The sequence below is a fragment of the Paenibacillus sp. Marseille-Q9583 genome (assembly GCF_976954365.1).
Window position 1 is genome coordinate 53,634 of sequence record NZ_CDRJTB010000006.1, and the last position, 23,956, is coordinate 77,589.

At 45.3% G+C, this 23,956-nt stretch carries 20 protein-coding genes; 6 read left to right on the top strand and 14 right to left on the bottom strand.

The annotated features are described in order from the left end of the window. Positions 1 to 775 precede the first annotated feature (775 nt). Positions 776 to 2,149 carry an A/G-specific adenine glycosylase gene (gene mutY / locus ACWNM1_RS04785; RefSeq protein WP_449600115.1) on the bottom strand — a complete coding sequence of 458 codons (1,374 nt, stop codon included), beginning with the start codon at positions 2,147 to 2,149 and terminating at the stop codon, positions 776 to 778. Positions 2,150 to 2,186: 37 nt separating this feature from the next. Next, a complete protein-coding gene (acpS, locus tag ACWNM1_RS04790; RefSeq protein ID WP_449600116.1) occupies positions 2,187 to 2,585 on the bottom strand; it encodes a holo-ACP synthase in 399 nt (132 codons plus the stop codon). Positions 2,586 to 2,792: 207 nt separating this feature from the next. Here acpS and ACWNM1_RS04795 point away from each other — a divergent pair, with 207 nt between their 5' ends. After that, positions 2,793 to 3,614, top strand: coding sequence for an alpha/beta hydrolase (locus ACWNM1_RS04795; RefSeq protein ID WP_449600117.1), 822 nt, complete (start codon positions 2,793 to 2,795; stop codon positions 3,612 to 3,614). A gap of 86 nt (positions 3,615 to 3,700) precedes the next feature. Here the strand turns inward: ACWNM1_RS04795 and nadE are convergent, their stop codons facing one another. The 3 genes from nadE to ACWNM1_RS04810 all read right to left on the bottom strand — a co-directional run bounded on the left by nadE (position 3,701) and on the right by ACWNM1_RS04810 (position 6,852). Beyond that, the gene (gene nadE / locus ACWNM1_RS04800) at positions 3,701 to 4,510 is read right to left on the bottom strand and encodes an ammonia-dependent NAD(+) synthetase (protein ID WP_042184646.1); all 810 of its coding nucleotides are present in this window, start codon (positions 4,508 to 4,510) and stop codon (positions 3,701 to 3,703) included. Positions 4,511 to 4,678: 168 nt separating this feature from the next. Beyond that, entirely contained in the window at positions 4,679 to 5,113 is a 435-nt protein-coding gene (locus ACWNM1_RS04805; RefSeq protein ID WP_042184644.1) for a BrxA/BrxB family bacilliredoxin, read from the bottom strand. Between the two features lie 116 nt (positions 5,114 to 5,229). Beyond that, positions 5,230 to 6,852 carry a two-component system sensor histidine kinase NtrB gene (locus ACWNM1_RS04810; RefSeq protein ID WP_449600118.1) on the bottom strand — a complete coding sequence of 541 codons (1,623 nt, stop codon included), beginning with the start codon at positions 6,850 to 6,852 and terminating at the stop codon, positions 5,230 to 5,232. A gap of 277 nt (positions 6,853 to 7,129) precedes the next feature. On the opposite strand from ACWNM1_RS04810, the gene ACWNM1_RS04815 reads away from it, so the two are divergent. Continuing rightward, positions 7,130 to 8,398, top strand: a complete 1,269-nt coding sequence (locus ACWNM1_RS04815) for an NAD(P)/FAD-dependent oxidoreductase (RefSeq protein WP_449600119.1) — start codon at positions 7,130 to 7,132, stop codon at positions 8,396 to 8,398. A gap of 68 nt (positions 8,399 to 8,466) precedes the next feature. Here the strand turns inward: ACWNM1_RS04815 and ACWNM1_RS04820 are convergent, their stop codons facing one another. The 3 genes from ACWNM1_RS04820 to ACWNM1_RS04830 all read right to left on the bottom strand — a co-directional run bounded on the left by ACWNM1_RS04820 (position 8,467) and on the right by ACWNM1_RS04830 (position 12,011). After that, positions 8,467 to 9,729: an ABC transporter permease gene (locus ACWNM1_RS04820; protein WP_339268577.1), complete on the bottom strand. Its 1,263-nt coding sequence runs from the start codon at positions 9,727 to 9,729 to the stop codon at positions 8,467 to 8,469. Further along, positions 9,726 to 10,466 carry an ABC transporter ATP-binding protein gene (locus tag ACWNM1_RS04825; protein ID WP_042184638.1) on the bottom strand — a complete coding sequence of 247 codons (741 nt, stop codon included), beginning with the start codon at positions 10,464 to 10,466 and terminating at the stop codon, positions 9,726 to 9,728. Before ACWNM1_RS04825 ends, ACWNM1_RS04820 begins: the two co-directional genes overlap by 4 nt. A 201-nt stretch (positions 10,467 to 10,667) precedes the next feature. Continuing rightward, on the bottom strand, positions 10,668 to 12,011 hold the full coding sequence (locus tag ACWNM1_RS04830; RefSeq protein ID WP_449600120.1) for an MFS transporter: 1,344 nt from the start codon (positions 12,009 to 12,011) through the stop codon (positions 10,668 to 10,670). 343 nt (positions 12,012 to 12,354) lie between these two features. Here ACWNM1_RS04830 and ACWNM1_RS04835 point away from each other — a divergent pair, with 343 nt between their 5' ends. Beyond that, a complete protein-coding gene (locus ACWNM1_RS04835) occupies positions 12,355 to 12,822 on the top strand; it encodes a MarR family winged helix-turn-helix transcriptional regulator (RefSeq protein ID WP_042123913.1) in 468 nt (155 codons plus the stop codon). A gap of 114 nt (positions 12,823 to 12,936) precedes the next feature. On the opposite strand, the gene ACWNM1_RS04840 is transcribed toward ACWNM1_RS04835, so the two are convergent. From ACWNM1_RS04840 to ACWNM1_RS04850, 3 genes are all read right to left on the bottom strand, one after another. Beyond that, the gene (locus ACWNM1_RS04840) at positions 12,937 to 14,445 is read right to left on the bottom strand and encodes an MDR family MFS transporter (protein ID WP_449600121.1); all 1,509 of its coding nucleotides are present in this window, start codon (positions 14,443 to 14,445) and stop codon (positions 12,937 to 12,939) included. Positions 14,446 to 14,469: 24 nt separating this feature from the next. After that, positions 14,470 to 15,030 carry a GNAT family N-acetyltransferase gene (locus tag ACWNM1_RS04845; RefSeq protein ID WP_449600122.1) on the bottom strand — a complete coding sequence of 187 codons (561 nt, stop codon included), beginning with the start codon at positions 15,028 to 15,030 and terminating at the stop codon, positions 14,470 to 14,472. A 184-nt stretch (positions 15,031 to 15,214) separates the two neighbouring features. Continuing rightward, positions 15,215 to 15,496 (bottom strand): hypothetical protein, encoded by a 282-nt coding sequence (locus ACWNM1_RS04850; RefSeq protein ID WP_449600123.1) that lies wholly within the window; start codon positions 15,494 to 15,496, stop codon positions 15,215 to 15,217. Positions 15,497 to 15,723: 227 nt separating this feature from the next. On the opposite strand from ACWNM1_RS04850, the gene ACWNM1_RS04855 reads away from it, so the two are divergent. After that, complete coding sequence (locus tag ACWNM1_RS04855) at positions 15,724 to 16,203, top strand: GAF domain-containing protein (protein WP_042184630.1); 480 nt, start codon at positions 15,724 to 15,726, stop codon at positions 16,201 to 16,203. Positions 16,204 to 16,290: 87 nt separating this feature from the next. On the opposite strand, the gene ACWNM1_RS04860 is transcribed toward ACWNM1_RS04855, so the two are convergent. The 3 genes from ACWNM1_RS04860 to ACWNM1_RS04870 form a co-directional block, all read right to left on the bottom strand. Further along, positions 16,291 to 18,723 (bottom strand): glycogen/starch/alpha-glucan phosphorylase, encoded by a 2,433-nt coding sequence (locus ACWNM1_RS04860; RefSeq protein ID WP_449600124.1) that lies wholly within the window; start codon positions 18,721 to 18,723, stop codon positions 16,291 to 16,293. 97 nt (positions 18,724 to 18,820) lie between these two features. Further along, positions 18,821 to 19,924 carry a glucose-1-phosphate adenylyltransferase subunit GlgD gene (gene glgD / locus ACWNM1_RS04865; RefSeq protein ID WP_449600125.1) on the bottom strand — a complete coding sequence of 368 codons (1,104 nt, stop codon included), beginning with the start codon at positions 19,922 to 19,924 and terminating at the stop codon, positions 18,821 to 18,823. Between the two features lie 122 nt (positions 19,925 to 20,046). After that, positions 20,047 to 21,210, bottom strand: coding sequence for a glucose-1-phosphate adenylyltransferase (locus ACWNM1_RS04870; RefSeq protein ID WP_449600126.1), 1,164 nt, complete (start codon positions 21,208 to 21,210; stop codon positions 20,047 to 20,049). Between the two features lie 433 nt (positions 21,211 to 21,643). Here ACWNM1_RS04870 and ACWNM1_RS04875 point away from each other — a divergent pair, with 433 nt between their 5' ends. Beyond that, the gene (locus tag ACWNM1_RS04875) at positions 21,644 to 22,327 is read left to right on the top strand and encodes a response regulator transcription factor (RefSeq protein ID WP_449600175.1); all 684 of its coding nucleotides are present in this window, start codon (positions 21,644 to 21,646) and stop codon (positions 22,325 to 22,327) included. After that, positions 22,324 to 23,907 carry a sensor histidine kinase gene (locus ACWNM1_RS04880; protein ID WP_449600127.1) on the top strand — a complete coding sequence of 528 codons (1,584 nt, stop codon included), beginning with the start codon at positions 22,324 to 22,326 and terminating at the stop codon, positions 23,905 to 23,907. The genes ACWNM1_RS04875 and ACWNM1_RS04880 overlap by 4 nt, the downstream gene beginning before the upstream one ends. Positions 23,908 to 23,956: the final 49 nt, after the last annotated feature.

Genomic DNA, 23,956 nt, shown 5'->3' on the forward strand with positions numbered 1-23,956 from the left:
ATTTACCGTTTAACTAAGTATAAACAAAGAAGGTATCTCCGAGCCGTTATGGCTAAGGGATACCTTCTTTGTGTTTGGGTCGTTTATTTGGGTGGGGTGTGTGAGAGTTTGTTTGAGACTAATTTCGTTTAGAAGCAGATTTGTTAAAAACAAGGTTCGTTAGAAACAAATAGAGTAGATCATTATCCTAGGATATTGCTTTTTTACGCCGCTTGAATGCAGATCAATGAGTGTGGAACGAGACTGCCCTTTATCGTACCGCTGTTGGAAAGACGCCTAAATGAGGCATTCTGTTTCTTATTAGGGAATAACTCCCTCTAATTCTGCTCATAAACACTTAAATACGAGTAATTAGGGAAATACTCCCTCTAAATCATCCATATCGGAGCATAATTCAGGTATTCACCCAAATTAAAGGGAGTTTTTCCCTAAAAAGATCAAAACAGGTCCCCACAGCCAGTTTATAGGGAGGAATTCCCTTTAAACTGACCACGGGGATGAGGTAAGTGATCATGTTTAGATGCGTACACCACTCTCTCTTCACACACAACTTATATATTCAACACATCAAACTACATCGACGCATTTAACACATCAAACTGCATCAAGACAATCAACTCACTTAGCAATCGACGCATTTAACACATTTCCTACTCCAAAGACTTTGGATGCGTTTCTTACTCATCGACTTCAGCGTACTTTACTTACTTCAGACACTTCTCATATATCTGCTGCTTCTCTTACAACTCACTCTTTTGTAACATCGGATAATCTGCTACTTCCCCGACTTCGCCAGCTCTTCCTGCTCATCGAAATAAAGATTCAGCAGCTTCAAGAAGACATTAGGAAACGCATAATTAGCCATGTCCTCACGGCTGATCCAGCGAACAGCTCCGCCATCCTCTGGACTAGCATTACCATCCTCAAATTTCTCGATGGGTACGCTGCTGTTCATCTCTGGGAACAGGCCTGCATCCGCGGTGTAGGCTGCCCGTCCTTCTGCCGCTATTGGCAGCGGAAGGGCGTCCTCCTCCCTGCAGCGATACACCTGCAGGGTCCACACAATATGGCTGAAGATATGCTCAGCAGCCATCCAGTGCTCCTCAGGCCGGGCGGAGATCCCGGCCTGCCGCAGTGACCGGCGCAGCCGGTCCAGCGCCGCGGCCTCCGGCAGCCGCGCGCTCTTGGCGCCGCCTTCCGCTGGCGGCGCCTGCCAGTGCGGCAGCTCCCACATGCGGGCTAACAGCCCGCTTTGTGGCCGCTGCCTGATGAGCACTTGGCCCGCGTGGGCACCGCGGCCCTCGATTAAGGCCGCCAGCCGCTCCTCTGGGCGCGGCGGCTTGGCCTTGGTCTTGACGGGCAGCGAAGTCTCGCAGCCCGCCAGGCGCGCAGCGCAATGCTCCATCACCGGGCAGGTTAAGCAGCTCGGTGATTTCGGGGTGCATACGAGCGCCCCGAGCTCCATAAGCGCCTGATTAAAAGAGGCAGCTTCCCCCTCCGGGATCAGCTCAGCCGCCAGGCGCTCCATTTTCACGCGGGTGGGTCCCTTAGCGATATCATCCTCGATGAGGAAGTATCGGGACAACACCCGCATTACATTACCATCTACCGCTGGCTCTGGCCGATTAAACGCGATGCTTAGAATAGCCCCTGCTGTGTAAGGACCCACTCCCTTTAAGCTGAACACCGCCTCACGGTCGTTCGGTACCTGTCCACCATAAAGCTCCTTTACCTGCTTGGCTGCATGCTGTATATTACGTGCGCGGGAATAATACCCTAAGCCTTCCCAACACTTAAGCACGTCTTCTTCAGGGGCGTCAGCGAGTGACTCCACCGTTGGAAAGCGTTCAATAAAACGATTAAAATAAGGGATTACCGTATCTACCCTTGTCTGCTGCAGCATGATTTCAGAAATCCAAATATAATAAGGATTGCGATGCCTGCGCCAAGGCAAATCCCGCTTCTGCCCTTGATACCACTCCAGCAAATGATAACTGAAATATTGCTTGGCTTCTCGTAGCTCCTGATCTTGTTTATCTTGACCTTCTTTTAAATCCACCTGTTTTTGTCGTTCATCTTGATCTTGCAAATCTTGTCCTTCTCGTCCTTCTTCTCGTTCCTGCAAATCCTGTCGTTCTTGTTGTTTCATTGTAACTCTCCTTGCCCTTCTATAATCACGGTTCAATTCATGAACCTAGCTCCTCCACCACCGCAAAAGCTGAAGCCAAATCACGGCCATGTGTTATCGTAAGATGAATGGTATACTTCTGTCCTTCAAGTAGATCCAGTCTGCTCCAGGCTTCGCATGATAAGGTTACTTCTGGCTTACCCTTATGATCAGGTAATATCTCAATATCCTGAAAGCCAACCACATTACCGATACCACAACCTAAAGCCTTCACAACGGCTTCCTTGGCAGCAAAGCGCCCGGCTACGAACTCAGCCAACCTTCCACCTCGTTGCTCAGCAAGCTGGTACTCTTGCTCCGTTAGGATGCGCTGGTTGAATTTCTTGCCCTGTCCCCTACGTATCACCTCTGAGATACGCTCAATTTCTAACACATCATGTCCGATTCCGTAAATCAAAATTTCACGCTCCTTATGGACGTGTATCCTATACTACTTCAATAATGGTAAAATCATTATACTGATTATTCATTTCAATTTTAAATTATAGTCCTATAAGATTCTTTCTGCTATCTTAAAAGAAAATGCTTTGGAAGTCTATCTGGGCACCTTCGTGATGGACTTGCTATTTTACTTCATTTATATATAGAAAGAGGGGATTACCCTATGCAGCATCGTAATTTCGAAATACCCGCCGGTGAAGACGCTGTTCTCCGCTGCTCACACTTTCCTGCCCAAGAAGCACCAAAGAGCCTTATCGTTATTGCACACGGTTACAAGGGCTTCAAAGATTGGGGGATGTTTCCTTACATAGCCACTGCTCTCAGCCAAGATCATGAAGTGATCACCTTCAACTTCTCTCATGCTGGAATCGGAGAGGATCTACTGCATTTTACCGAGCTTGAGAAATTCGCCCGTAACACCTTTCGTCGCGAGCTGAAGGACATGGAAATACTGTTGTCCTACCTTAGCCAGCACCCGAAATTCGGCAGCTTGCCCTTATTCCTTCTAGGACATAGTCTTGGAGGGGGAATTTGTCTGGTCTACACGCTTGACCATCCCAGTGAAGTTAGCGGGGTCATCTCCTGGAACGGGGTTACGAAGCTCGATTTGTTGACGGAAGAACAAAAGCAGGAGATGAAGCAAACAGGACGAACCCACGTCCTTAATGCACGCACAGGCCAACAAATGCCGCTGGATGCTGTTATTTTAGAAGATATGGAGAACCAACAAGAACGTTATAACATCCTTGAACGCATGAAGACAGCGTCCTTCCCAGTTGTTCTTATTCAAGGCAGTCTGGATGGAGTGCACCTCCGGCAAGGATCTGAGCAGCTCACTGAACTCCGACCCGATATAAACTGGGTTCATATTCCTGAGGGTAATCATACCTTCGGTACTGTGCATCCTTTTGCCGGCACTACCCCACAATTGGAGCTTGCGATTGCTTCGACCACTCATTTTATCGATCAAACGCTGGCTAACTAAGAACCTTTTAGCTTATCCATCTCATAAAAAACCGCCACGAGAGCTGCTACAACGCAGACCTGTGGCGGTTTCTACTTCTACCTATTCTAAATTCCAGGAATGACATTGCGCTTATGCGCCGTTCTCCGGTAATAATTCTCGAGTTTCTCCGCTACCTCAGGGTTAACCTGCTTGCCTTCCAAATAATCGCTATTATCGTCATAAGTAATGCCCAGCTCGGTTTCATCCGTCTGCCCCGGCCATAAGCCTGCCGTAGGTGCTTTAGTAACAATATCCGCAGGCACACCAATATGAGCCGCTAATTGACGAACCTGACGTTTGTTAAGTGTGGATAGAGGTGTAATATCTACAGCGCCATCCCCCCACTTGGTGTAGAAACCCGTAATGGCTTCTGAAGCATGATCCGTTCCTACTACAATCAGATTGTTCTCAAAAGAGAGCGCATATTGCATAACCATACGTGTTCTCGCTTTAACATTCCCCTTGCCTTGATGGGTCATATGACGATGTTGGCCCAAGGACTTCAGACTATGCTCAACTTCAAGCGCAATCTCATTCACAGCTTCCTCAATGTTTGTCTCCACGGTATGGGTCAGATTAAAGGCTTTAGCGACATCATAACTGTGCTGGATATCCTCTTGAACACCATATGGCTGGTATACGCCAAGCGTAATATACTCTGTGCCTTCTTGAGCCGACAGCTCGTCCGTAGCCTGCTTACATAGACCCGCAGCTACCGCGCTGTCCACCCCGCCGCTAATAGCGATCAATAATCCTTTGGCACCTGCCTTCAGCACGTACGACTTTAAGAAATCAACCCGTTTGCGTACCTCTGCTTCTACATCAATCGTTGGCTTCACACCAAGATCAGCAATAATTTCTTCCTGTAAACTCACAAACCACACCCCGTTCCATCAGAAATGGTTCCATATCCATCAAAATATCCATACCAAGTGAAGCTCTATGCTTCTAAGTATATTCTATCCCATTATCGCTCTTATATTTTGAAAAATCCCGCAACAGCCGAATTACCGACTAATGCGAGATTATATGGAATAACTTTTTTACTTGCAAAAACGATCAAAAACTTCTTTCAATTCAGCAGCAATTTCAGCAGCCGAACGATTCTCAACACTATGGCGTTCAATAAAATGAACGAGCTCTCCATCCTTCATCAATGCGATGGAAGGGGAAGATGGCGGATAAGGAGCAAAATATTCACGCGCTTTAGCAGTAGCTTCTTTCTCTTGACCTGCAAACACTGTGAACAAGTGATCCGGAGCGATCTCATTTTGCAATGCCTGAGCTACACCAGGACGGCATTGTCCAGCGGCACAACCACAGACCGAATTCACGACTACAAGCGCCGTACCTTTTGCGGTAGGAAGAGTGGCTTCCACCTCTTCTGGAGTCATAAGCTCCTGAAACCCAATGCTTGTAAGGTCATCACGCATAGGCTGAATTGAATCTCTCATATATTGATTAAAAGACATGGACATTTCTCTGCACTCTCCTTCACTGATTACTGTTTTGTCAGATAACATTACAGCAGTACTTACTAACTTTATTATACATTCATACTCTGTGAAAGCAAGAGATGCTAAAGTAACCTGATTCAATCCGCAAGCATGGCTTCGCTATATTCTTCCTTTACTAAAGGGAATGAGATGGTAAATACTGTACCCTCTCCTTCTACAGAATCTACAGTTATTTTACCATTATGCCGTTCCACAATACTGAGACACAAGGATAACCCTAGACCCGTTCCCTCCCTTTTTGTTGTGAAAAAAGGCGAAAACAACTTCTCTCGTTGACTGTCCGACATACCGATTCCTCTATCCCTTACAATCAGCTCCACTTGATCCTGAGTACTATGTGTTTCCAGTGTCAGAATCCCCTTGGATCCCATAGCCTCCATGCCGTTTCGGCCTAAATTAAGGATAAGCTGCTTGATTTCCCGAACGTTTAACTCCAATTCATGGATGGATGCGTTCAGCTTTAGCTCAACACTTTGACCACGAAGATTAGCATCCGCCCACAGCAGCGGACTGACTTCTTCTATAACTCGGTGTAATAGCACTTTCTCCTTATCAGATATCCGGCTTTGCGCCAGCGATAGGAAATCATTAATAATGCTATTCGCCCGATCCAGCTCCTCTAATACGATCTGATAATAAGAATCCAAGTCATCCGAGCTCTTTTCTCTCATTAGCTGTAAAAATCCGCGAACTACCGCCATAGGATTACGAATCTCATGGGTAATTCCGGCTGCCATCTGCCCTACTAAGCTCAAACGTTCCACATGATCCAGCTCTGAGCGCAGTTTCACTTCATCCGTAATATCCTGTGCAATGAGTACCACTCCACTCGTTAATCCTGAGTTCTTATGCATTAGTGGTGCTGAATAAATTTGATAGATCCGCGTTCCATGAATCATTCGCTCATGGGAACGCCGTTTATGCTGAATGTTATCCCGTACCCTCGTATACGCATCAACATCCGTTGAACCATTAAAAAATTCCCTAACCGGCTTGCCAATAATATCTTCCCTTTTCAAATTGGGATAATGAATTCGTGCCATTCCCAACATACAATCATTGAGGTCGGTCACAACTCCGTGATCATTCAGGGACATAATACTCAGAGGTACTACATTTGTAATCTGCTGCAGCTTCTCAGACTCCCACTGGAAATTATCACTTATGCTTTCCATATGTATCTTAGCCCGCCAACTACTCCAGACCATTTCAACAAAATAAACAAAAATACCGCCTAGTGCGATGCTGAAAAATAGATACAAAGTAATCAAAAGTGACTCGCCAGAATGAGCCTCATATATATTTTTTCCACCTATAATAGGCACAAGTGCAATGAACAACATATTCGGACAAAGAACCATCCATAACATACCTATCTTCTCTACCACTGTGCCTTTCTTAAAAGGCTTAGCCAGCCCAAACAGCAACGGATATAATAATATTCCTGAATTTAATATCATATTACTTATTCCTGCTGGCTCTGCAATGAATATATTACAGACAAGCAAAAAGATGGACAGTAGAATGCCTGAACGTACAGTTCCATATAAAATACCGATATAAGCAGGAATCATACCTAAATTCAAATAAGCAATACCGAATAAAGTCGTCGAAAGAAGAGAGCATAGCATAAGACTTAACGCACACGCCAAAACCAAAAAAGTTTGATTATCCGGGAAACTACCTTTTTTTCGAGCCACAAGCCCTCGGTCCACCCACCACTGAATCAGAAAAAGAAAGGAGCATGCTGCCGATATTTGCAATAATATATCCTTAATTGCGCCAATAATTACAATCACACCCCAAAATGGACAAATTCCCCTACATGACTAGATTAAAGCACAGGATTACTCTCCTGACAACGATTATAACCAAGTGAGCAGACAAGACTGGTTACATGACAGTCAGAATGGTATGATTCCGTTAGGAAAACACGAAGTAATACCCGTGTCTTAACATGTAAAGGAGTAAAATTTCATGAGCAACTTCGATGTGATCGTCATAGGTGGCGGCCCTTCGGGATTAATGGCAAGCGTGGCCGCAGCAGAACACGGGGCATCCGTACTACTGATCGACAAGGGAGCTAAGCTAGGACGAAAGCTCGGGATATCTGGTGGCGGACGCTGCAATGTAACGAACGTCAAGGAGAGAGATGAGTTAATCTCCCATATCCCGGGAAACGGGCGGTTTTTGTATAGCGCCTTCGACCATTTTAATAATCAAGATATCATTGCCTTTTTTGAAGGCTTAGGCATTGCATTAAAGGAAGAAGACAACGGACGGATGTTTCCCGTCTCCGATAAGGCCGCAAGCGTCGTCTCCGCCTTAATCAACAAAGTACGGGATCTAGGTGTGCAGATTATGACGGACAGTCCTGTTTCACGTGTAATATATGGAGAAGGGGCTGTTAAAGGCGTTCAGCTAGGCTCGGGCAAAACGATTTCCAGTGCTGCCGTAATCATCGCCACCGGAGGAAAGTCAGTTCCTCAGACCGGCTCTACTGGAGATGGGTACCCATGGGCTGAAGCCGCAGGCCACACCATTACTGAGCTATTTCCGACAGAGGTACCGATTATTTCACGGGAAGAGTGGATTAAATCCGGTGAGCTGCAAGGATTGTCGCTACGCGATGTGGCACTTACTGTATGGAATCCAAAAGGAAAGAAGGTCATTTCTCATCGTGGAGATATGATCTTCACCCATTTTGGATTATCCGGGCCAATTGCCCTGCGCTGCAGCCAATTTCTGAGACAGGTCCAGCGTAAATCAGGGAATGACACGGTTGAGATGTCCATCGATCTCTTCCCTGATCTGAACTTGCAAGAAGTGGAATCATCGCTGCAGGACAAGCTGGACCAGGAGCCAAAGAAAGCGATCCGCAATTCGCTAAAGGGGCTGCTGCCAGAACGTCTCATTCCCCTCTTGTTAGCTAAAGCTGACCTGGATGGAGATATTACGGGTCATCATGTATCCAAGAATGGATTGCTTGCGCTAGCAGGTATCTTGAAAAGGATGCCAGTTAATGTTCATGGTACCCGCTCGCTGTCCGAAGCCTTTGTTACGGGTGGCGGTGTAAATCTGAAAGAGATCGACCCCAAAAGAATGGAATCTAAGCTTATGCAAGGGTTATTCTTCTGTGGAGAGGTACTCGATATCCATGGCTATACTGGTGGCTACAATATAACAGCAGCGTTCTCTACTGGATATACAGCAGGCAAACATGCCGCTGACCTTCACCTTAGTTAATGCGTTGCAACTAAAAACAGCGTGACTTGAGAGATTTCTCAAGTCACGCTGTTTTTTTTATCTATCTATCAATCTTTGCCCAATCGGAACGTACCAAATATTCTGCTGATAAAGAGTCCAACCATGTATCCAACCGGTACGAACAAGATGATCCCCCACCATCCATATAAAGAGAGACAGATTAGTGCGGAGGTAATCATTGTAAAGGGAAGTAATAAAATAGGGACCGCATGCATACCCGCTTCAGCCTTTTGTTCTTTCGTAAATGGAAGTATCCCAATGTAATCATCTCCAACAAACAAAGACCAGAACGAAAACAGCCAAAAAGTCATAAGCGATGTTAATACTACAAATCCTAGCCATTTAAATCCCGATGGAATGATAAGGATCGCTACCGCGGACACGGCAGTGAAAGCCAAGTAAAGCTTTAAATGGGCCGGATTCCGTATGAGTGCCTTAATCGCTGCCGCAGAGAAACGGCTCTCGGCAGTCTTTGATTTAAGCAAAGGCTGCGACTTCCGGAAAATCCATGGCTTATGGCGAGTCGGGCGAGGTTTATCCAGAACATGGCGGAGCAGTATGGCCGCTATCTTCATTCGCTGCTTGTAGTCCTCGCGCACATCGTTCATAAATGTCCCACGCATCAATAAGCGCCACCGGAAAGCAAATATTGCAACGACTGTGAATACAATTGCACTCAGCAATATGATGAGCGGGCGATCATTCCAAAGGCTAGCTACTCTGAAATAAATAGCGTTCGGGACGGAGATCGCCAGAAATAGCCATAACCAGCGACGCCAACCTTGCTTCTGTACTTTTACAAGATGTCCAAGTAACTTAACACACCAACTGCACGCCAAGGTCAGAGCGAACAGCGCCCATACCTCCGATGACGTCATCTCAAATCCCCGAATCAGAAAAGGCAGTAACAGTGCAAAAGCTACACAGAACTTCAGCGAGGTTACAATCAGGCTGTAGAGCAACCCGCGAAATAGGATCGTATTCATCCATCGTTGCCGTTGTCTAAGAAATAATAGATCGCCTTCCTGCAATAACAGTACCAAGCCCCCGTTGCAGATCAAAAGCACTAATAATGAAGGAATGAGCATAAACGGCAAGTTCACACTCCAAGCCGGTAGCGCCTCATTCCAGAACCCATAATACAAACGCCCTCCCAATAATCCCCCGGGAATAAGAATATATAAAAGAACGGTCCAATCAGCCGCCGTACGGATAATAGCGGATTGCTCACGCCAATGAGAGAATAGCCGCCGTCTGAATAGTTGTTTAGCGTTAGAAAAAGCAAACGCCCGCTGTCCCTGCTTACTCATGTTAATTCGTCGAAGCAATCAAACAACGACGCCTCCGGCAGTCCAGCATAATCACGTATATCTTCGAGTGTTCCTGAGGCGGCAACCTTTCCCCCGGAGATCAATACGAAATCATCGCATATCTTCTCTGCTGTATCCAGTACATGCGTAGACATTAATACACCAGCTCCGCGCTTCCGCTCCGCTTCTAGCAACCGCAGGAAATCTTTAGTGGCGCGGGGGTCTAAACCAATAAATGGCTCGTCCACAATATAAACATCCGGCTGTACCAAGAAGCCAAGCATTAGCATCATTTTTTGTTTCATGCCCTTAGAGAATCCAGCTGGAAGATCATTGCGCACATGGCCCATACCAAACTGCTTCAACAGTCTTTCTGCAGTTTCTTCGAACTGTTCGTACTTCAGTCCATAGGCAGCGGCCGCTAAATCCAAGTGCTCCCACAATGTCAAATCCTCATAAAACACAGGTTGCTCCGGAACATAAGCGTAAGATTTATTAACTCCACTAAAAGACACTTTAGCCTTGGTATTCTTCAACAAACCAAGCAGGGTCTTAATGGTTGTACTTTTTCCAGCACCATTAGGTCCTATCAGTCCGAGCAGTTGACCTCGCTTCACTTGAAAAGAAATATCGAATATGCAAGGATCTCCCGCTTCATAGCCAGCTTCATCGATCTCAACATCGAGCACAATGTCGTCATAGCTCTCGGTATCCACTGTAGTTTCTTCTTTTTCCATACTCTCCATCTCCTAGTACTTCTAATAAATACTATTATAAATTGCATTCCCTATTGCGTATATGAATGATATTCAAATGATCAACAGAGGCAATCGCAACTTATCTAATCGTACTATATATTTTTCCTGAAAATAATCAAGCTGCTTTTTTCACAATAATAACTTAAGCCCTGCGTAATAGCGAATAAAAGAAACCTCCCATCAAAGGGAGGTCTGTCCTACAAGGTCCATGTTATTCGTAGCAGCTATTCCTTCCTGCTTCTTGATCGCAGCTTCATCCCTGCGCTCGATTTTACTACGCAGCATTAACAGCCCTAGTCCTAGCAATCCTGTAAGCAAACCAGATAGAATAAAGGCAGATACCGGCCCCGATGCTGTCACTAAGGCTCCACCGGCTACAGGTCCTAGAATAACAGCTGCGCTTGTCAGGCTGCCTATGGTTCCAAATACACGACCCGTGTATTCCGCAGGTGTCCGCTGCTGGAGCATTGAATTGAAGGGGATAAACGCTAGTCCTGCACCCACACCAGCAAACATGAAGGACCCAAACAAAGCAATGTTCATCCAGATTCCAGCTTGACCATGAGCAGTTACGACCCCTGCACTCGAGAAGACAACGCCCATGATTACAGCCCCTAATCCCATAAAAATAAGCGGATGCTTACCACTGCCTAATCGGCTTACAAGCAGCGCAGATAGCAAGGTTCCAAAGCCACTGGCTGCTACACACCACCCCAGCAGATCTCCGTTCACACCTGGAATCTCCCGGAATAACGTTACAATCTGAGAGTCTCCGATCTGAAGCATTAGCAGCACCAGTACCAGCATAACAATGCCACACAGCACTACAGGCATTCCTGCAATCACATGAAGACCTGCCGACATTTCTTGGCGGAAGGATTTACGCACCTCCGTATCCCCCCTGCTTGTTTCCGTATCTTTCTTCTTAATCGCAGCTGTACGCGGTAATCCAAGCAAAATAATCGCCGATAAAACGAACGTAGCAGAATCGATCATATAACAAACAGAAATGCCGAAGGCTGCAACTAGCAATCCACCAAGCGCTGGACCCACAATTTTAGTTATCTGCTCTATAGATGAGCTAAGCGCCATTGCTTTATCCATCTGAGCCGCAGGAACAAGTTCCTTAATCTTTCCGCTTTTGGCCGGAGAGAACAACACATCCATACATCCCTTAGCCAGCAGCAGCACATAAACCTGCCACAGCGAGCCTGCAAATACCAAGCAAATAACAACCGCTGCACGGGCTATATCCGAACCAATCATTAGTGCCTTGCGGTTAAACCGATCACTTAAGTAACCTGCAAACGGTCCTCCTAAGAGCAAAGGCACTGCCATACATAAAGATATAGCCGTAATTTCCCACGGTGTGGCATTCCATTTAAACCCTACCATTGTCAGTAGCGCTAGTATATGCAACCAGTCTCCTACATTCGATACAAGCTGTGCCGCAATAAGCAGCATGAATGGTTTATTTGCGGTTAGCTTACTTTCTTTTAAATCATCAATATGATGTTCCTCCATCCTTCCTTCACTCCCCGTTACTATTTCTCAATGAAATAATAGTAAAATATTGGGGATTGTCATTCATCCGTCTGGAGGCGTAAATAACACTGAACCGGGGGATGAAATTGATATCCTTTCAGAGACTGAAGTAAAAAAACATTCAATTTCAGCATCTTCAAAAAATTGTTTGATTTTTAATAATTAAAAGTTGCTCATTGTGACAAATCACATGTTCTTCATTCGATCTTTCACGTATTCTATTGTTATCTCAAAGTTCGTTGCACAGGTAAACCGTGCACTAATTAATATGATTACAGACGTGCGACGAGTTCACATGATTAACGATAGAGGGTGGAGAAGCATGATACAATCTTATGAACGTGATACACAATTAACACTACATTTGTACCGGGTATTTGCCAAATCATTCAAGAGTATTAATGAGCATGCTGTTACCGGCAGCAAAATTGAAGGTTTTAACCCTACTGCCTTTGCCGTCATGGAAGTATTGTACTATAAGGGACCACAGCCCATTCAACAAATTGGTGCCAAACTACTGCTACAGAGCGGCAACGTGACTTACGTTATCGACAAGCTCGAAGAACGCGGCTATTTGCAACGCAAGCCTTGTCCAAGTGATCGTCGTGTGATTTTCGCAGAGTTGACCGCGGAAGGCGAACGTCTCATGAATGAGATGTATCCGAAATACTCAGAGCGTCTTCATCTTGCTTTCAGCGGACTGAATGATGAAGAGAAGGAACAAATGATCACTCTGCTCAAGAAGATGGGTCTGCAAGCTGAGAAGCTTTCCCCTCTTCCCCGTAAGTAGAGCTAGAGGCTAGGCTGCTTTTTACTTCATATGTGTTAGACAAGCTGTTATTGCACGAAGAAGCCCGACCGGTAAATACCCGGTCGGGCTTCTTTATGTGATTTAGAGAATGAGTTATGCCTTTTTCAAAGACGACGTAGCATCCTCTACCGAAGGTACACCCTTTCGCAAACCCCAAGATATAACTAGTGACAAGACTGCGAAAACTGCCATCACAATAAATAGTGAATGAAGTCCCCCTTCTAGTGCACCACGTAAACTGTTTGATACTTCGCCGGAGAGGTTGGTGCCTGTATGCGAGCCTAGCAGCTTATTAATATCATCACCTGTAACGTTTGAATCCGGTTGTTTTCGCAACAGCTGATCAATATTCAAGTTCAGCCAGGAACCGAAAATAGCCACCCCAATGGTCTGACCTAGGGACCTTGTAAATGCATTAAGTGCTGTGGACGCACCGCGTTGATCATACGCAACCGACGACTGAGCGATAATCGTGAAGACCGTAGAGGAGTATCCGAAGCCTACCCCACAGACCAGCATCAAGCATAAGAGGATTATCTGTGAAGACTCTCCAGTCAAGAAAACCAGACCAATAGCTCCGGCAGCAATCATCATTAATCCAAGCATTGCCGTTCGGCGAGAACCCGCTCGCAGAATCATCCGTCCGCCTGCGATTGACCCAAACATCCAGCCTACAGACATTGGCGCAAGCAGCAAGCCTGAGATCGCAGCGCTTTTTCCAGAAACGCCCTGAACCCATAAAGGGATATACGTAGAAAGTCCAATAATTAATGTGCTTACAAGCAGGTTAGCACCTGTTGATACTGCGATATTACGATTCGAGAATAGGTTCAGCGGAAGCATAGGCTCTGGTGCACGGCGCTCCACAAACAAAAATAGGATTAGCAGGATAACCGCTGCACCCAGTGTTGCGAGTAATAACGGAGAGGTCCATGCCAGGTTCTGCCCTCCCGTGGAGAGTCCAAAGAGTAGAGCACCCATGCCTGCTGCAAACAGAAGAACGCCTGGCACATCGATCTGTGTCTTCCGACGCAACTTTTCTTCCTTCAGGTAGCGCGCAATAAATACCATTGCTAACACGCCAAATGGCAGATTGAATACAAATACCCAGCGCCAGCTTAAGTAATCTACCACATAGCCACCAAGCAGTGGCCCTACCAAAGAGGAAATCCCCCATACAGAGCTTAGCAACCCTTGTGTCTTTGCTCTTTCTTCAATGCTGTAAATATCACCGATAATGGTAAAGGTCATTGGAATAAGTGCACCCGCACCGATCCCCTGTATCGCGCGAAACAGGATCAGCTGTTCCATACTTTGAGATATGCCGCATAATAATGAGCCTAGTAAAAAAACACCCGCTCCCCACATGAATACAGGCTTGCGTCCGAACAGATCACTGATTTTGCCGAAAATAGGTGTAGTAATAGCCATTGCAAGCAAATATGAAGTAAATATCCAGCTCAGCCACTGCATTCCCTGAAAGTCGCCTACAATCGCCGGCCCGGCTGGTCCTGTTACAGTCCCCTCAATAGCCGCCAGAAACGTGGCCAGCAGTACCCCTGTTAATATTAGTTTACGTTCTAAATCCCCTGTTGACTTCAATGTTCCAAACCCTCTCTTTATGTATTAAGTAGATTGCCACTCCTCGCGCAGTAGAGCATAGAGAGCAGTATCCTGAAAGCCGGAAGCGATCTGCCTGTATTGACGCAATACGCCTTCCTTCTGAAATCCAAGCGTATGAACCAGCCTCTCCGCACGGATATTATCAGGATGACAGAGCGCTTCAATCCGATTCAAGCCCATAATATTGAAACCAAAATCGAGTACAAGCCCAAGCGCTTCTTTCATATATCCAAGCCCCCAAAAGGCAGGCGACAGATCACAGCCTATTTCACCACGGTAAGCTCCCTGAAGCTGCCAATGGTTATATCCACAGCTACCTATGACTTCCTCCCCAGGTCCAATAATACTCCAACGTAAGCTCTCCTCTTCCTGAGCCATCTGTGATAGAAGGTCGATAAGCTGCTTCGTCTCTTCTATAGAGGATAATGCCGGTGCACCCAGCCAGAGAGAAACTTCCGGATGAGACCAAACCTGAAATAACGCTGAAGCATGCTCAGTAGTCATAGCACATAATTTTAATCTTCTACCGATCAGTGTAGGTGTCACTCCATTGCATAGATACAATTCTCCGCTCCCCCTTTAACTTATCAATTATACATCATTCAAGAGTATATCCTTAAGCTAAAGGTTCTAATTTCTTTAACTTTGAAAAGAACAAATTGTATCCTCTCACGTAAAAAGCGCCTGCATCAGAAGGGTAATTCTCCCTTGATACAGACACTTTTATGGAACTTTACTTTAAATGATTTCATTCTGCTCCCAGAATAACTTCACTACACAGCACCTGAAGTTTGGCTCGAATATCCTTGAACTCTTCAATACCCGTGCCAGTAATACTGTACCCTTCACTATGTGCAGTCAGAAAGTTGTCCAGCGTCAGCTTTTCCAATTCCTGTTTCACTTCGCGTTCTCCTACACGATACCCCATGTCTTCCAGTCCGAGCAGCATCTCCGAGATCGTCACATCTTTATCATGAGCACAATAAAGCATGTGAATTCCTATGAACAAGTTCTGTACATCAGCGCGCATATTCCACTCCTTCTGGCAACAAAGCCTTAGGTATTTACTCTTGCATTACCCTATGACAGTTCATTGGAAACAACATCACAAGGGTTCAGTGCTACAGAAGGATCATAGCCCATCCTAAATTATTACAAAACAATGTTGTGTCTTGACGTACCCCTCATAGCTGTACTATGTTGTTAGTTACAGTTATGGTTTCATATTGAATTTAAAGTACAGGAAGGTGATGCTTCATGTTTCAAGCTATGCCATATGATGGAACGCGCAGCGAGCAGTTTGAAGCCGTTCTAATCCAACTCGAAGCATTGATAAAGGACGAACCAAGTGCTACAGCCAATCTGGCTAATGCTTCGGCACTACTTAAACACGCTCTACCGGATACGAATTGGGCCGGTTTTTATTTATTTGATGGCAAGGAGCTAGTACTTGGACCTTTTCAAGGCCTCCCTGCATGCATTCGAATTCCGCTATCTCGCGGGGTGTGCGGAACGGCAGCCGCCGAGCGGCGCACACTTGTAGTAGGCGATGTGCATGCATTCCCAGGTCATATCGCCTGTGATGCAGCCTCCAACAGCGAGATTGTTGTTCCTTTAATAAAGGATGATCGCTTGCTTGGCGTACTTGATATCGACAGTCCGCTCAAGGATCGCTTTGATGATGAAGAACGCCGATTTCTGGAGCGGTTCGCAGCTTTAGTATCGGAAGCTATCTAAAAATTTCTTCGTTTTATATCCCATAAGAAAAAGGCTGTCTTATTTGTAGGGGTTACCTACTTATAAGACAGCCTTTTTATGTTGATCCTACAGTCGAACTGGACTAATGTTCCAAATCTCAGCTGCATAGCGACTAATTGTGTTATCGCTGGAGAATTTACCGGAATGACCAATATTAATAATGGACTTCTTCAGCCATTCTTGCCGGTTGCGATATGCCCGATCAATTTCGACATGCGTCTCAACGTAACTAGCGAAATCCTTCAGGACAAAAAACTCATCGTTATTATCCAGAAGAGAGTGGAAAATGCTCTCAAACTCCGTAGCGTGACAACATATAGGTCCTGGTTTGATTAACTGATCCAGCACTTCTTTCACACGACTATCCCCGTTGTAAATATCACGCGCATGATAACCGCCATGCTGGTAGTAATCCATGACCTGCTCAGCACGAAGTCCGAACAGGAACATATTGTTGTCTCCCACCATTTCATGCATTTCTACATTTGCGCCATCCATCGTTCCTACCGTCAATGCACCGTTCATCATAAACTTCATATTCCCGGTACCGGATGCTTCTTTGCTGGCTGTAGAAATCTGCTCACTGATGTCCGCTGCAGGAATGATCTTTTCTGCTAGGGATACCGAATAATTTTCAAGGAAAAAGATACGAATCTTCCCTTTAACATCCGGATCTTTATTGACTACCTCCGCAACTGTATTAATCAGTTTGATAATCCGCTTCGCCAGATGATAACTTGGCGCTGCCTTTGCTCCGAATATAAACGTGCGTGGAACCATATCCATCGAAGGATTATCTTTGATTTGATTGTACAAATGCAGAATATGCAAAATATTAAGCAACTGGCGCTTGTAGGCATGTAGACGTTTCACCTGTACATCAAAGATAGAGTCAGGATCGACATGTACTGAATGCTTACTGTAGATGTACTCTGCAAGACGCAGCTTATTCTGGCGCTTAATACTGGCTACTTGTTCCTGGAAGGAAGCATCCTCACAATATTTAATCAAGCCAATCATTTCTTGAGGATGGCTCACCCAACGGGTCCCTATCGATTGATTGATTAAATTAGCCAGATCTGGATTGGCATGCAGTAACCATCGCCGATGGGTAATTCCGTTCGTCTTATTATTGAAACGGTGTGGATACATTTCATTAAAAAGTCGCATCTCGCGCTTCATTAATATTTCTGTATGCAGCGCCGCTACTCCATTGACACTATGGCTCGCTACAATCGCCAGATGAGCCATTCGAACCTGATCATCATGAATAATTGCCATCTGTTCAATTCGATCCTGATCCCCCGGATAACGACTCATAAGCTCGCCACAGAAACGCGCATTGATCTCTTCAATGATAAGAAAAATACGTGGCAGTAGCTCCCTAACCATTTGAATAGGCCACTTCTCAAGCGCTTCGCTCAGAATAGTGTGATTAGTATAAGAGACCATACGCGTCGTGATACTCCATGCCTCATCCCATCCTAAACCATGTACATCCATCAGAATCCTCATCAACTCAGGAATCACCAACGTTGGATGTGTATCATTAATATGAAGAGCAACCTTGTCTGGCAGGGATTCTATAGGAATCCCAAGCTTGGCATAGGTACGCAGAATACTTTGCAGCCCCGCGCTACAGAGGAAATACTGTTGCTTCAGGCGAAGCAGCTTACCTTCGTATTGAGAGTCATCTGGGTAAAGGAACTCCGAAATGGATTCTACAGAACGCTTATACTCCAGAAACTTATGATAGTCCGTCCCGGCAAAAGAACCAAAGGTTCTAGAGGGCTGGGTGATGGATTCTGCACTCCAGTTACGTAGTGTATTCACATGCCGGCGATCAGCACCAATGATAGGGACATCGTAAGGCACTGCTCGAACAGCCTCATATTGCGTATGATCGAATACGAGTCGTCCGTTCTCTTCGCGGGTCTCAATAGTCCCCCAGAACCTAACTTCAACCTGCTTGTCTTCGCGGCGCACTTCCCATACATTATCATTCTGCAGCCAGTAATCAGGAAGTTCCACTTGATACCCATCAACGATCTTCTGCTCGAACAGGCCATATTTATACCGTATACCACAGCCATGTCCCGCATATTGCAGGGAAGCAAGTGAGTCCAGGAAGCAGGCGGCCAAACGACCGAGACCTCCATTCCCTAACCCAGCGTCCGATTCTTCCTCCTCTATATCCTCCAAACAAAAGCCAAGTTCCTCTAAACCTTCACGTACTACTTCCAGTACACCCATATTCAACAGATTGTTCCCCAGAAGCCTACCGATCAAGAACTCCATTGAAAAATAGTAAACCTGCTTATCTTTATCGAGCTTATATTTCTGGTTCGTTTCCGCCCAATTTTTCCCGGCGTTCTCACGAATCATGTTGCCCAGTATTTTATAGACATCGGCATTCGAGGCTTCCTCAAGCGGTTTACCTAATTTACCAATGAGGGTCTCACGGAATACCTGTTTGAAAGATTCTTTATCGTTAAACAACAGTAGGTCCTCCTGACAAATGCTTTTATTAGAAGTGCAGCAGACTGTGCCATTAGATCAGATAGGTTAATACTGCTTAGTTCATCTAATCCCATCGTTAGATCTTGCTCCTCTTGGCGATGACGAATGGACGTTTGCTATCTCCAACGAGAATTCGATTCTTACTCAAATGTACGTCTTTATCCATAATTACATTCTCAATAACTGCATTCTCTTCGATGACGCACTTTTGCATAATTACTGAGTTGATGATCTTCGCTCCCTTACGTACCTGAACCCCCCGAAAAATCACGCTATTCTCTACCGTTCCAGCTATAATGCAGCCATTAGCCACCAACGAATTACTGACATTAGCACTCTCCAAGTACCTTGTTGGAGCCTCATATTTAATCTTCGTCTGTACCGGGCTTTCTTTGAACAAACTGAAGTAATTCTCCTGCTGGAGCAGTTCCAAACTGTTCTTATAATAACTCTCTAATGAATTAATTACGGCATGATAGCCATGATATTCGTATGCAGCGATATTGAATTTGTGTCGGTTCTTCTGAATTACATCACGGAAAAAATAACTCTCTCCATGCGCAATGCAATGCTCCACCTGCTCCAAGAACAGCTTTTTCTCCATAATGAAGATATCCAGATATAAATTAGGATGGTCTTTCTCATGATGGATATTAGTCACCTTACTCTCTTCGTCTACTTCAATACGCTGGCATAGATCATGTTCTGGCTGCAGTTCCTCAATCTTTTTATACACTACTGTAACGTCGGCACCCTTCTCCAGATGGTAACTGTACAAATCCTGAAGATCGATCGTATTGATATGCTGGCTGCCGGAAAACACGATATATTTAGCAGATCCCCGTTTAAAAAGATCCAGATTGTTATGATAATGCTGTAAGTCCCCGAGAGAAGTATCCGTTGGATCGTTCCAGTCTGGAGGCAAAATGAATAACCCCCCATGCTTGCGGTTCATATCCCAGGATTTGCCGTCACCTAAATGGTCCATTAGCGAACGGTATTTACGGCGGACGAACAGGCCTACGCTCTCCAGGTCTGCACGCATCATATTAGAAAGCACGAAATCAATCAACCGATAACGACTGGCAAAAGGTACGGCTGCACCACAGCGGAAATAAGTGAGTTCATTTAGTTTGTCGAGTTCATGATCCAGATTAATTACACCCATGAGTTGCTTCATCGGAATCCACCGTCCTCTTATAATTTATAAGAAAGTATAAGTTTCACAATATACTTTATCCTTATAAATCTCGCATAAACGCTTACCGTCCCTAGAAAGACGCCGAAGGCGTTTTAGCTTGATTATATGGTTTTGGCCACAGCTGATTTACGTTTTTTGCTTTTATTGTCGATCAGCAGAATTTCGTTATCGTTCTCCCGTTCGATGCCTATTTCCATATAATCGTCGATTACCGTATTCTCACTAATAATTGCTTTATGAATGCGTACGTTCTTGCCAATCTTGACCTTAGGCATAATCACGGAGTCCGTAATTACACTTCCTTCACCCACTTCTACACCATAAAAGAGAACCGAATGATTCACTTCTCCGTGCACAATGCAGCCTTCATTAATAATGCAGCCTGACACTTTCGCCCCAGGGGCGACATATTGGGCGGGTTGATTTGGATTACGCGTAAAAATGCGCCAGCTGGGATCATTTAGATTAAGTGGCGGAGTATCGCTCAGCAAATCCATATTAGCTTCCCATAGACTGGTTATAGTGCCTACATCTCTCCAATACCCTTCAAAAGGGTACGCAAATAAGGAGTTTCCGTCCTCCAGCATTAAAGGAATGATATCCTTGCCGAAATCGTGGGATGATCCTACATTCTCCCCATCCTCTAGTAAATGCTTGCGGAGAACCTCCCATTTGAAGATATACACACCCATAGAAGCTAATGTGCTTTTTGGCTGAGCGGGCTTTTCCTCAAATTCGTAAATTTTTAGATCGTCCTCCGTATTCAAAATTCCAAATCGGCTTGCTTCCTCCAGCGGAACGTCAATGACAGAAATTGTGCAGTCAGCGTTTCTTTCCTTGTGGTATTGAAGCATAGCGTAATAATCCATTTTATAAATGTGATCACCGGACAGAATAAGAACATGCTCTGGATCAAACTGATCCACAAACTTAAGATTCCGATAAATTGCATCGGCTGTTCCCCGGTACCAGCTGCTTCCATTCTCACGTTCATGCGGTGGCAACACGAATACCCCACCGTTCTTACGGTTCAAATCCCAATCGCTGCCTACTCCGATGTAAGAATGCAGTATGAGTGGCTCATATTGAGTCAGCACACCAACTGTATCAATACCTGAATTGGAGCAGTTACTTAAAGGAAAGTCGATGATCCGATAGGTCCCTCCAAAATAAACAGCGGGCTTGGCAAGCGATTTGGTTAAACCTTTCAATCTTTTGCCTTGGCCTCCAGCCAATAGCATGGCTACCATTTCCTTTTTCTTCATGGAAAAGCCTCCCTTGACTTATGGGTAATATGAAGTTCAGCAAGCACAGGTTGAATGAACAGAAGTTCCAAAAAGAAATGAGCCTTGATAGGAAGATGGACAAAGATGAGAAAAACGTGGAAGGAAATGTAACACGGTCAAATATTCTTTCCTAAAATGGGTAACTTTCACCAAAATCAGGAGATTATCCTTATTGTAAAGTGTTCTATATCCGCCGTCAAAACCCTTTATCACATTTTCGAAAATCCGAATTTTTTAACCTTATTTGTTATTAAACACATTAATATTACTTATAACTAAATTACCCCCTTTAAATCATCACGAAATAAAAAAAGGCTCCTTTAATCGTAAAGCAAAGGGACTCATCTTCAGCAAACATTCAACCGAATATGTCATAATGTAGCTATCTATCACTGATTTGGAGGTACCTATGATGAAAGCAGCTCAAGGCGTTCGACTACTGCTCGTAGATGATGAGCCTCATATATTACAATTTCTAGAACTGGGTCTCCTTAACGAAGGATTTGAAGTCAGAACCGCACCCGACGGAATCACAGCCATCTCGGTCGCTGCTGAGTTCAAACCACATGTAGCCATCCTAGATGTCATGATGCCTGGCATGGATGGATTCGAGTTATGTCATTACCTTCGCTCGGAAGAGACGGAACTAGCCGTTATTATGCTAACTGCAAAGGATGAAGTGGACGATCGAGTCAAGGGTCTCACTATTGGTGCTGACGATTATATGGTCAAGCCCTTCAGCTTCGACGAATTGCTTGCCCGAATTCAAGCGCGGCTACGCAATCAGTTTCCAGGTCTGCTCGGCGAGGTACGCTGCGGTCCATTCCGAATTGATAGCCGTAGAAAAGAAATTTGCTTCAAGGAAGAAGTCCTTGAACTCTCCCCCACAGAATACGAGTTATTACAGTATCTCGTTATTAATCACGGCCTTGTACTAAGTAAAGCCATGATTCTTGATAAAGTGTGGGGCTATGACTTTGGTGGTGAGGAGAATATTGTTGAGGTCTATATCCGTTCGCTTCGCGAGAAGCTCGGGGATAAGGAGCACCGAATTATCCGTACCCTGCGGGGAGCAGGCTACCGGGTAGATCTATGAGTACGCGCATCTCTAAATGGTTTCGTAAGCTGCCTGCACCACGTTCTCTGCGTAAGCAGCTGCTAGCCATTTCGCTGCTCATTCTATCAGGCTTGCTGCTGCTAATCGGAGTATTACAATATATACTCATGCGGGATTTCATATATAGCAATAGAGCAGAGTCTATGGAAGCGCAAATACGTTCTGTTCCCCGTGAGATGTTTTTCAACTTTTTCAATTCCTATGACGAGGACACCACAACTCCGAATGAGGGAAACACCGAGTATAACGGCAATTTGCCGGGGGAAAGAAACGGCGAGAATAAAATTCCAAATGGTCAAAGAACTGGTGAGAATAGGCGTCCACTCCTGCTGGATGCCCATACAACCCTCGCTATTTATAGCTCAGACGGCACCTTCAGGGACTTACAGCAAATGACTTTATCTGATTCAGCCGCGCCTAGATTAACGAATGAACAATACAATAGTCTGCTCGTTCATAACACGGATAGAGCAACAGGAAATTACAAGCTTATAGAGGCCGATGACGGCACTGAACATCTGGCTATATTCGTGAATCTCTATAGACCTGGAAATACCCGATTATTACTCCAAATGAGTGTGAATACCGGACCTCTTACGGATGTAATCTTACAGCAATTGATGATCTACGCAGGTTTGTCAGTGATTGCTTTATTGGCTGGCTTCTTCCTATACTTGCCTGCCCTTCGAAAGACGCTGGTCCCTCTTTCAAATATGGGAGAGTCCGCCGAGATCATTGATGCCGGTAATCTGGATATCCGATTTCCAATTAACCAAGGCCAGACTGAAATCGACAAGCTGGCTCATTCATTCAATGGTATGCTCGAGCGTCTCGAAATATCCTTTCATAATGAACGGGAAGCCAAGGAACAGATGCGCCGCTTCGCTGCCGATGCTTCTCACGAGCTGCGAACGCCGCTGACCTCGATCCACGGTTTTCTGGAGGTCTTACTGCGAGGCGCTGCGGACAACAAAGAACAATTATACAATTCATTGCGAAGCATGCATGGCGAATCGAAACGGATCAATAAGCTGGTGGAGGATTTGCTGCTGCTCGCTCGGATGGACGGCGCCCCTCAACTGCGGATGACGGATCTGCTGCTCGGTGAGGTCGTTTCCGAAATGAAGCCGCATCTGCTCTTGTTAGCGGATCAGCGCAAGGCTACTTTTGATATCTCGTATGGCATCTATGGTAAATATGAACCCAATAAAATCAAACAGGTGATTCTGAATCTGTTCCACAATGCAGTTCAGCATACGGATACAGAATCTGGCACCATTCATCTCTCTTTACATGCTAGAGGAAATGAGGCCATTCTAACAGTGCAAGACAACGGCTGCGGGATTTCTCCAGAGCATATCCCGCATATCTTCGATCGCTTCTACCGCAGCGATTCCTCTCGCACACGAAAATATGGTGGATCTGGACTCGGCCTTTCTATTACCAAGTCTATCGTGGAGGCACATCACGGGAAGATAAGTGTAAGCAGCACCCTCGGTGAGGGAACAACGTTCAGGGTTACCCTTCCTTGCGAGGAAGGATTAGCCAAGATAGAGTAATAACCGTTATAATAGATGATAGACTTAAGCCTATGTCTACGATGCGAGT

What these genes read in the sequence shown, in the direction of transcription:
- mutY (WP_449600115.1), bottom strand. Translation starts at nt 2,149, where the DNA reads ATGAAACAACAAGAACGACAGGATTTGCAGGAACGAGAAGAAGGACGA.
- ACWNM1_RS04795 (WP_449600117.1), top strand. Translation starts at nt 2,793, where the DNA reads ATGCAGCATCGTAATTTCGAAATACCCGCCGGTGAAGACGCTGTTCTC.
- ACWNM1_RS04805 (WP_042184644.1), bottom strand. Translation starts at nt 5,113, where the DNA reads ATGTCCATGTCTTTTAATCAATATATGAGAGATTCAATTCAGCCTATG.
- ACWNM1_RS04815 (WP_449600119.1), top strand. Translation starts at nt 7,130, where the DNA reads ATGAGCAACTTCGATGTGATCGTCATAGGTGGCGGCCCTTCGGGATTA.
- ACWNM1_RS04820 (WP_339268577.1), bottom strand. Translation starts at nt 9,729, where the DNA reads ATGAGTAAGCAGGGACAGCGGGCGTTTGCTTTTTCTAACGCTAAACAA.
- ACWNM1_RS04825 (WP_042184638.1), bottom strand. Translation starts at nt 10,466, where the DNA reads ATGGAAAAAGAAGAAACTACAGTGGATACCGAGAGCTATGACGACATT.
- ACWNM1_RS04830 (WP_449600120.1), bottom strand. Translation starts at nt 12,011, where the DNA reads ATGGAGGAACATCATATTGATGATTTAAAAGAAAGTAAGCTAACCGCA.
- ACWNM1_RS04835 (WP_042123913.1), top strand. Translation starts at nt 12,355, where the DNA reads ATGATACAATCTTATGAACGTGATACACAATTAACACTACATTTGTAC.
- ACWNM1_RS04850 (WP_449600123.1), bottom strand. Translation starts at nt 15,496, where the DNA reads ATGCGCGCTGATGTACAGAACTTGTTCATAGGAATTCACATGCTTTAT.
- ACWNM1_RS04855 (WP_042184630.1), top strand. Translation starts at nt 15,724, where the DNA reads ATGTTTCAAGCTATGCCATATGATGGAACGCGCAGCGAGCAGTTTGAA.
- glgD (WP_449600125.1), bottom strand. Translation starts at nt 19,924, where the DNA reads ATGAAGCAACTCATGGGTGTAATTAATCTGGATCATGAACTCGACAAA.
- ACWNM1_RS04870 (WP_449600126.1), bottom strand. Translation starts at nt 21,210, where the DNA reads ATGAAGAAAAAGGAAATGGTAGCCATGCTATTGGCTGGAGGCCAAGGC.
- ACWNM1_RS04875 (WP_449600175.1), top strand. Translation starts at nt 21,644, where the DNA reads ATGAAAGCAGCTCAAGGCGTTCGACTACTGCTCGTAGATGATGAGCCT.
- ACWNM1_RS04880 (WP_449600127.1), top strand. Translation starts at nt 22,324, where the DNA reads ATGAGTACGCGCATCTCTAAATGGTTTCGTAAGCTGCCTGCACCACGT.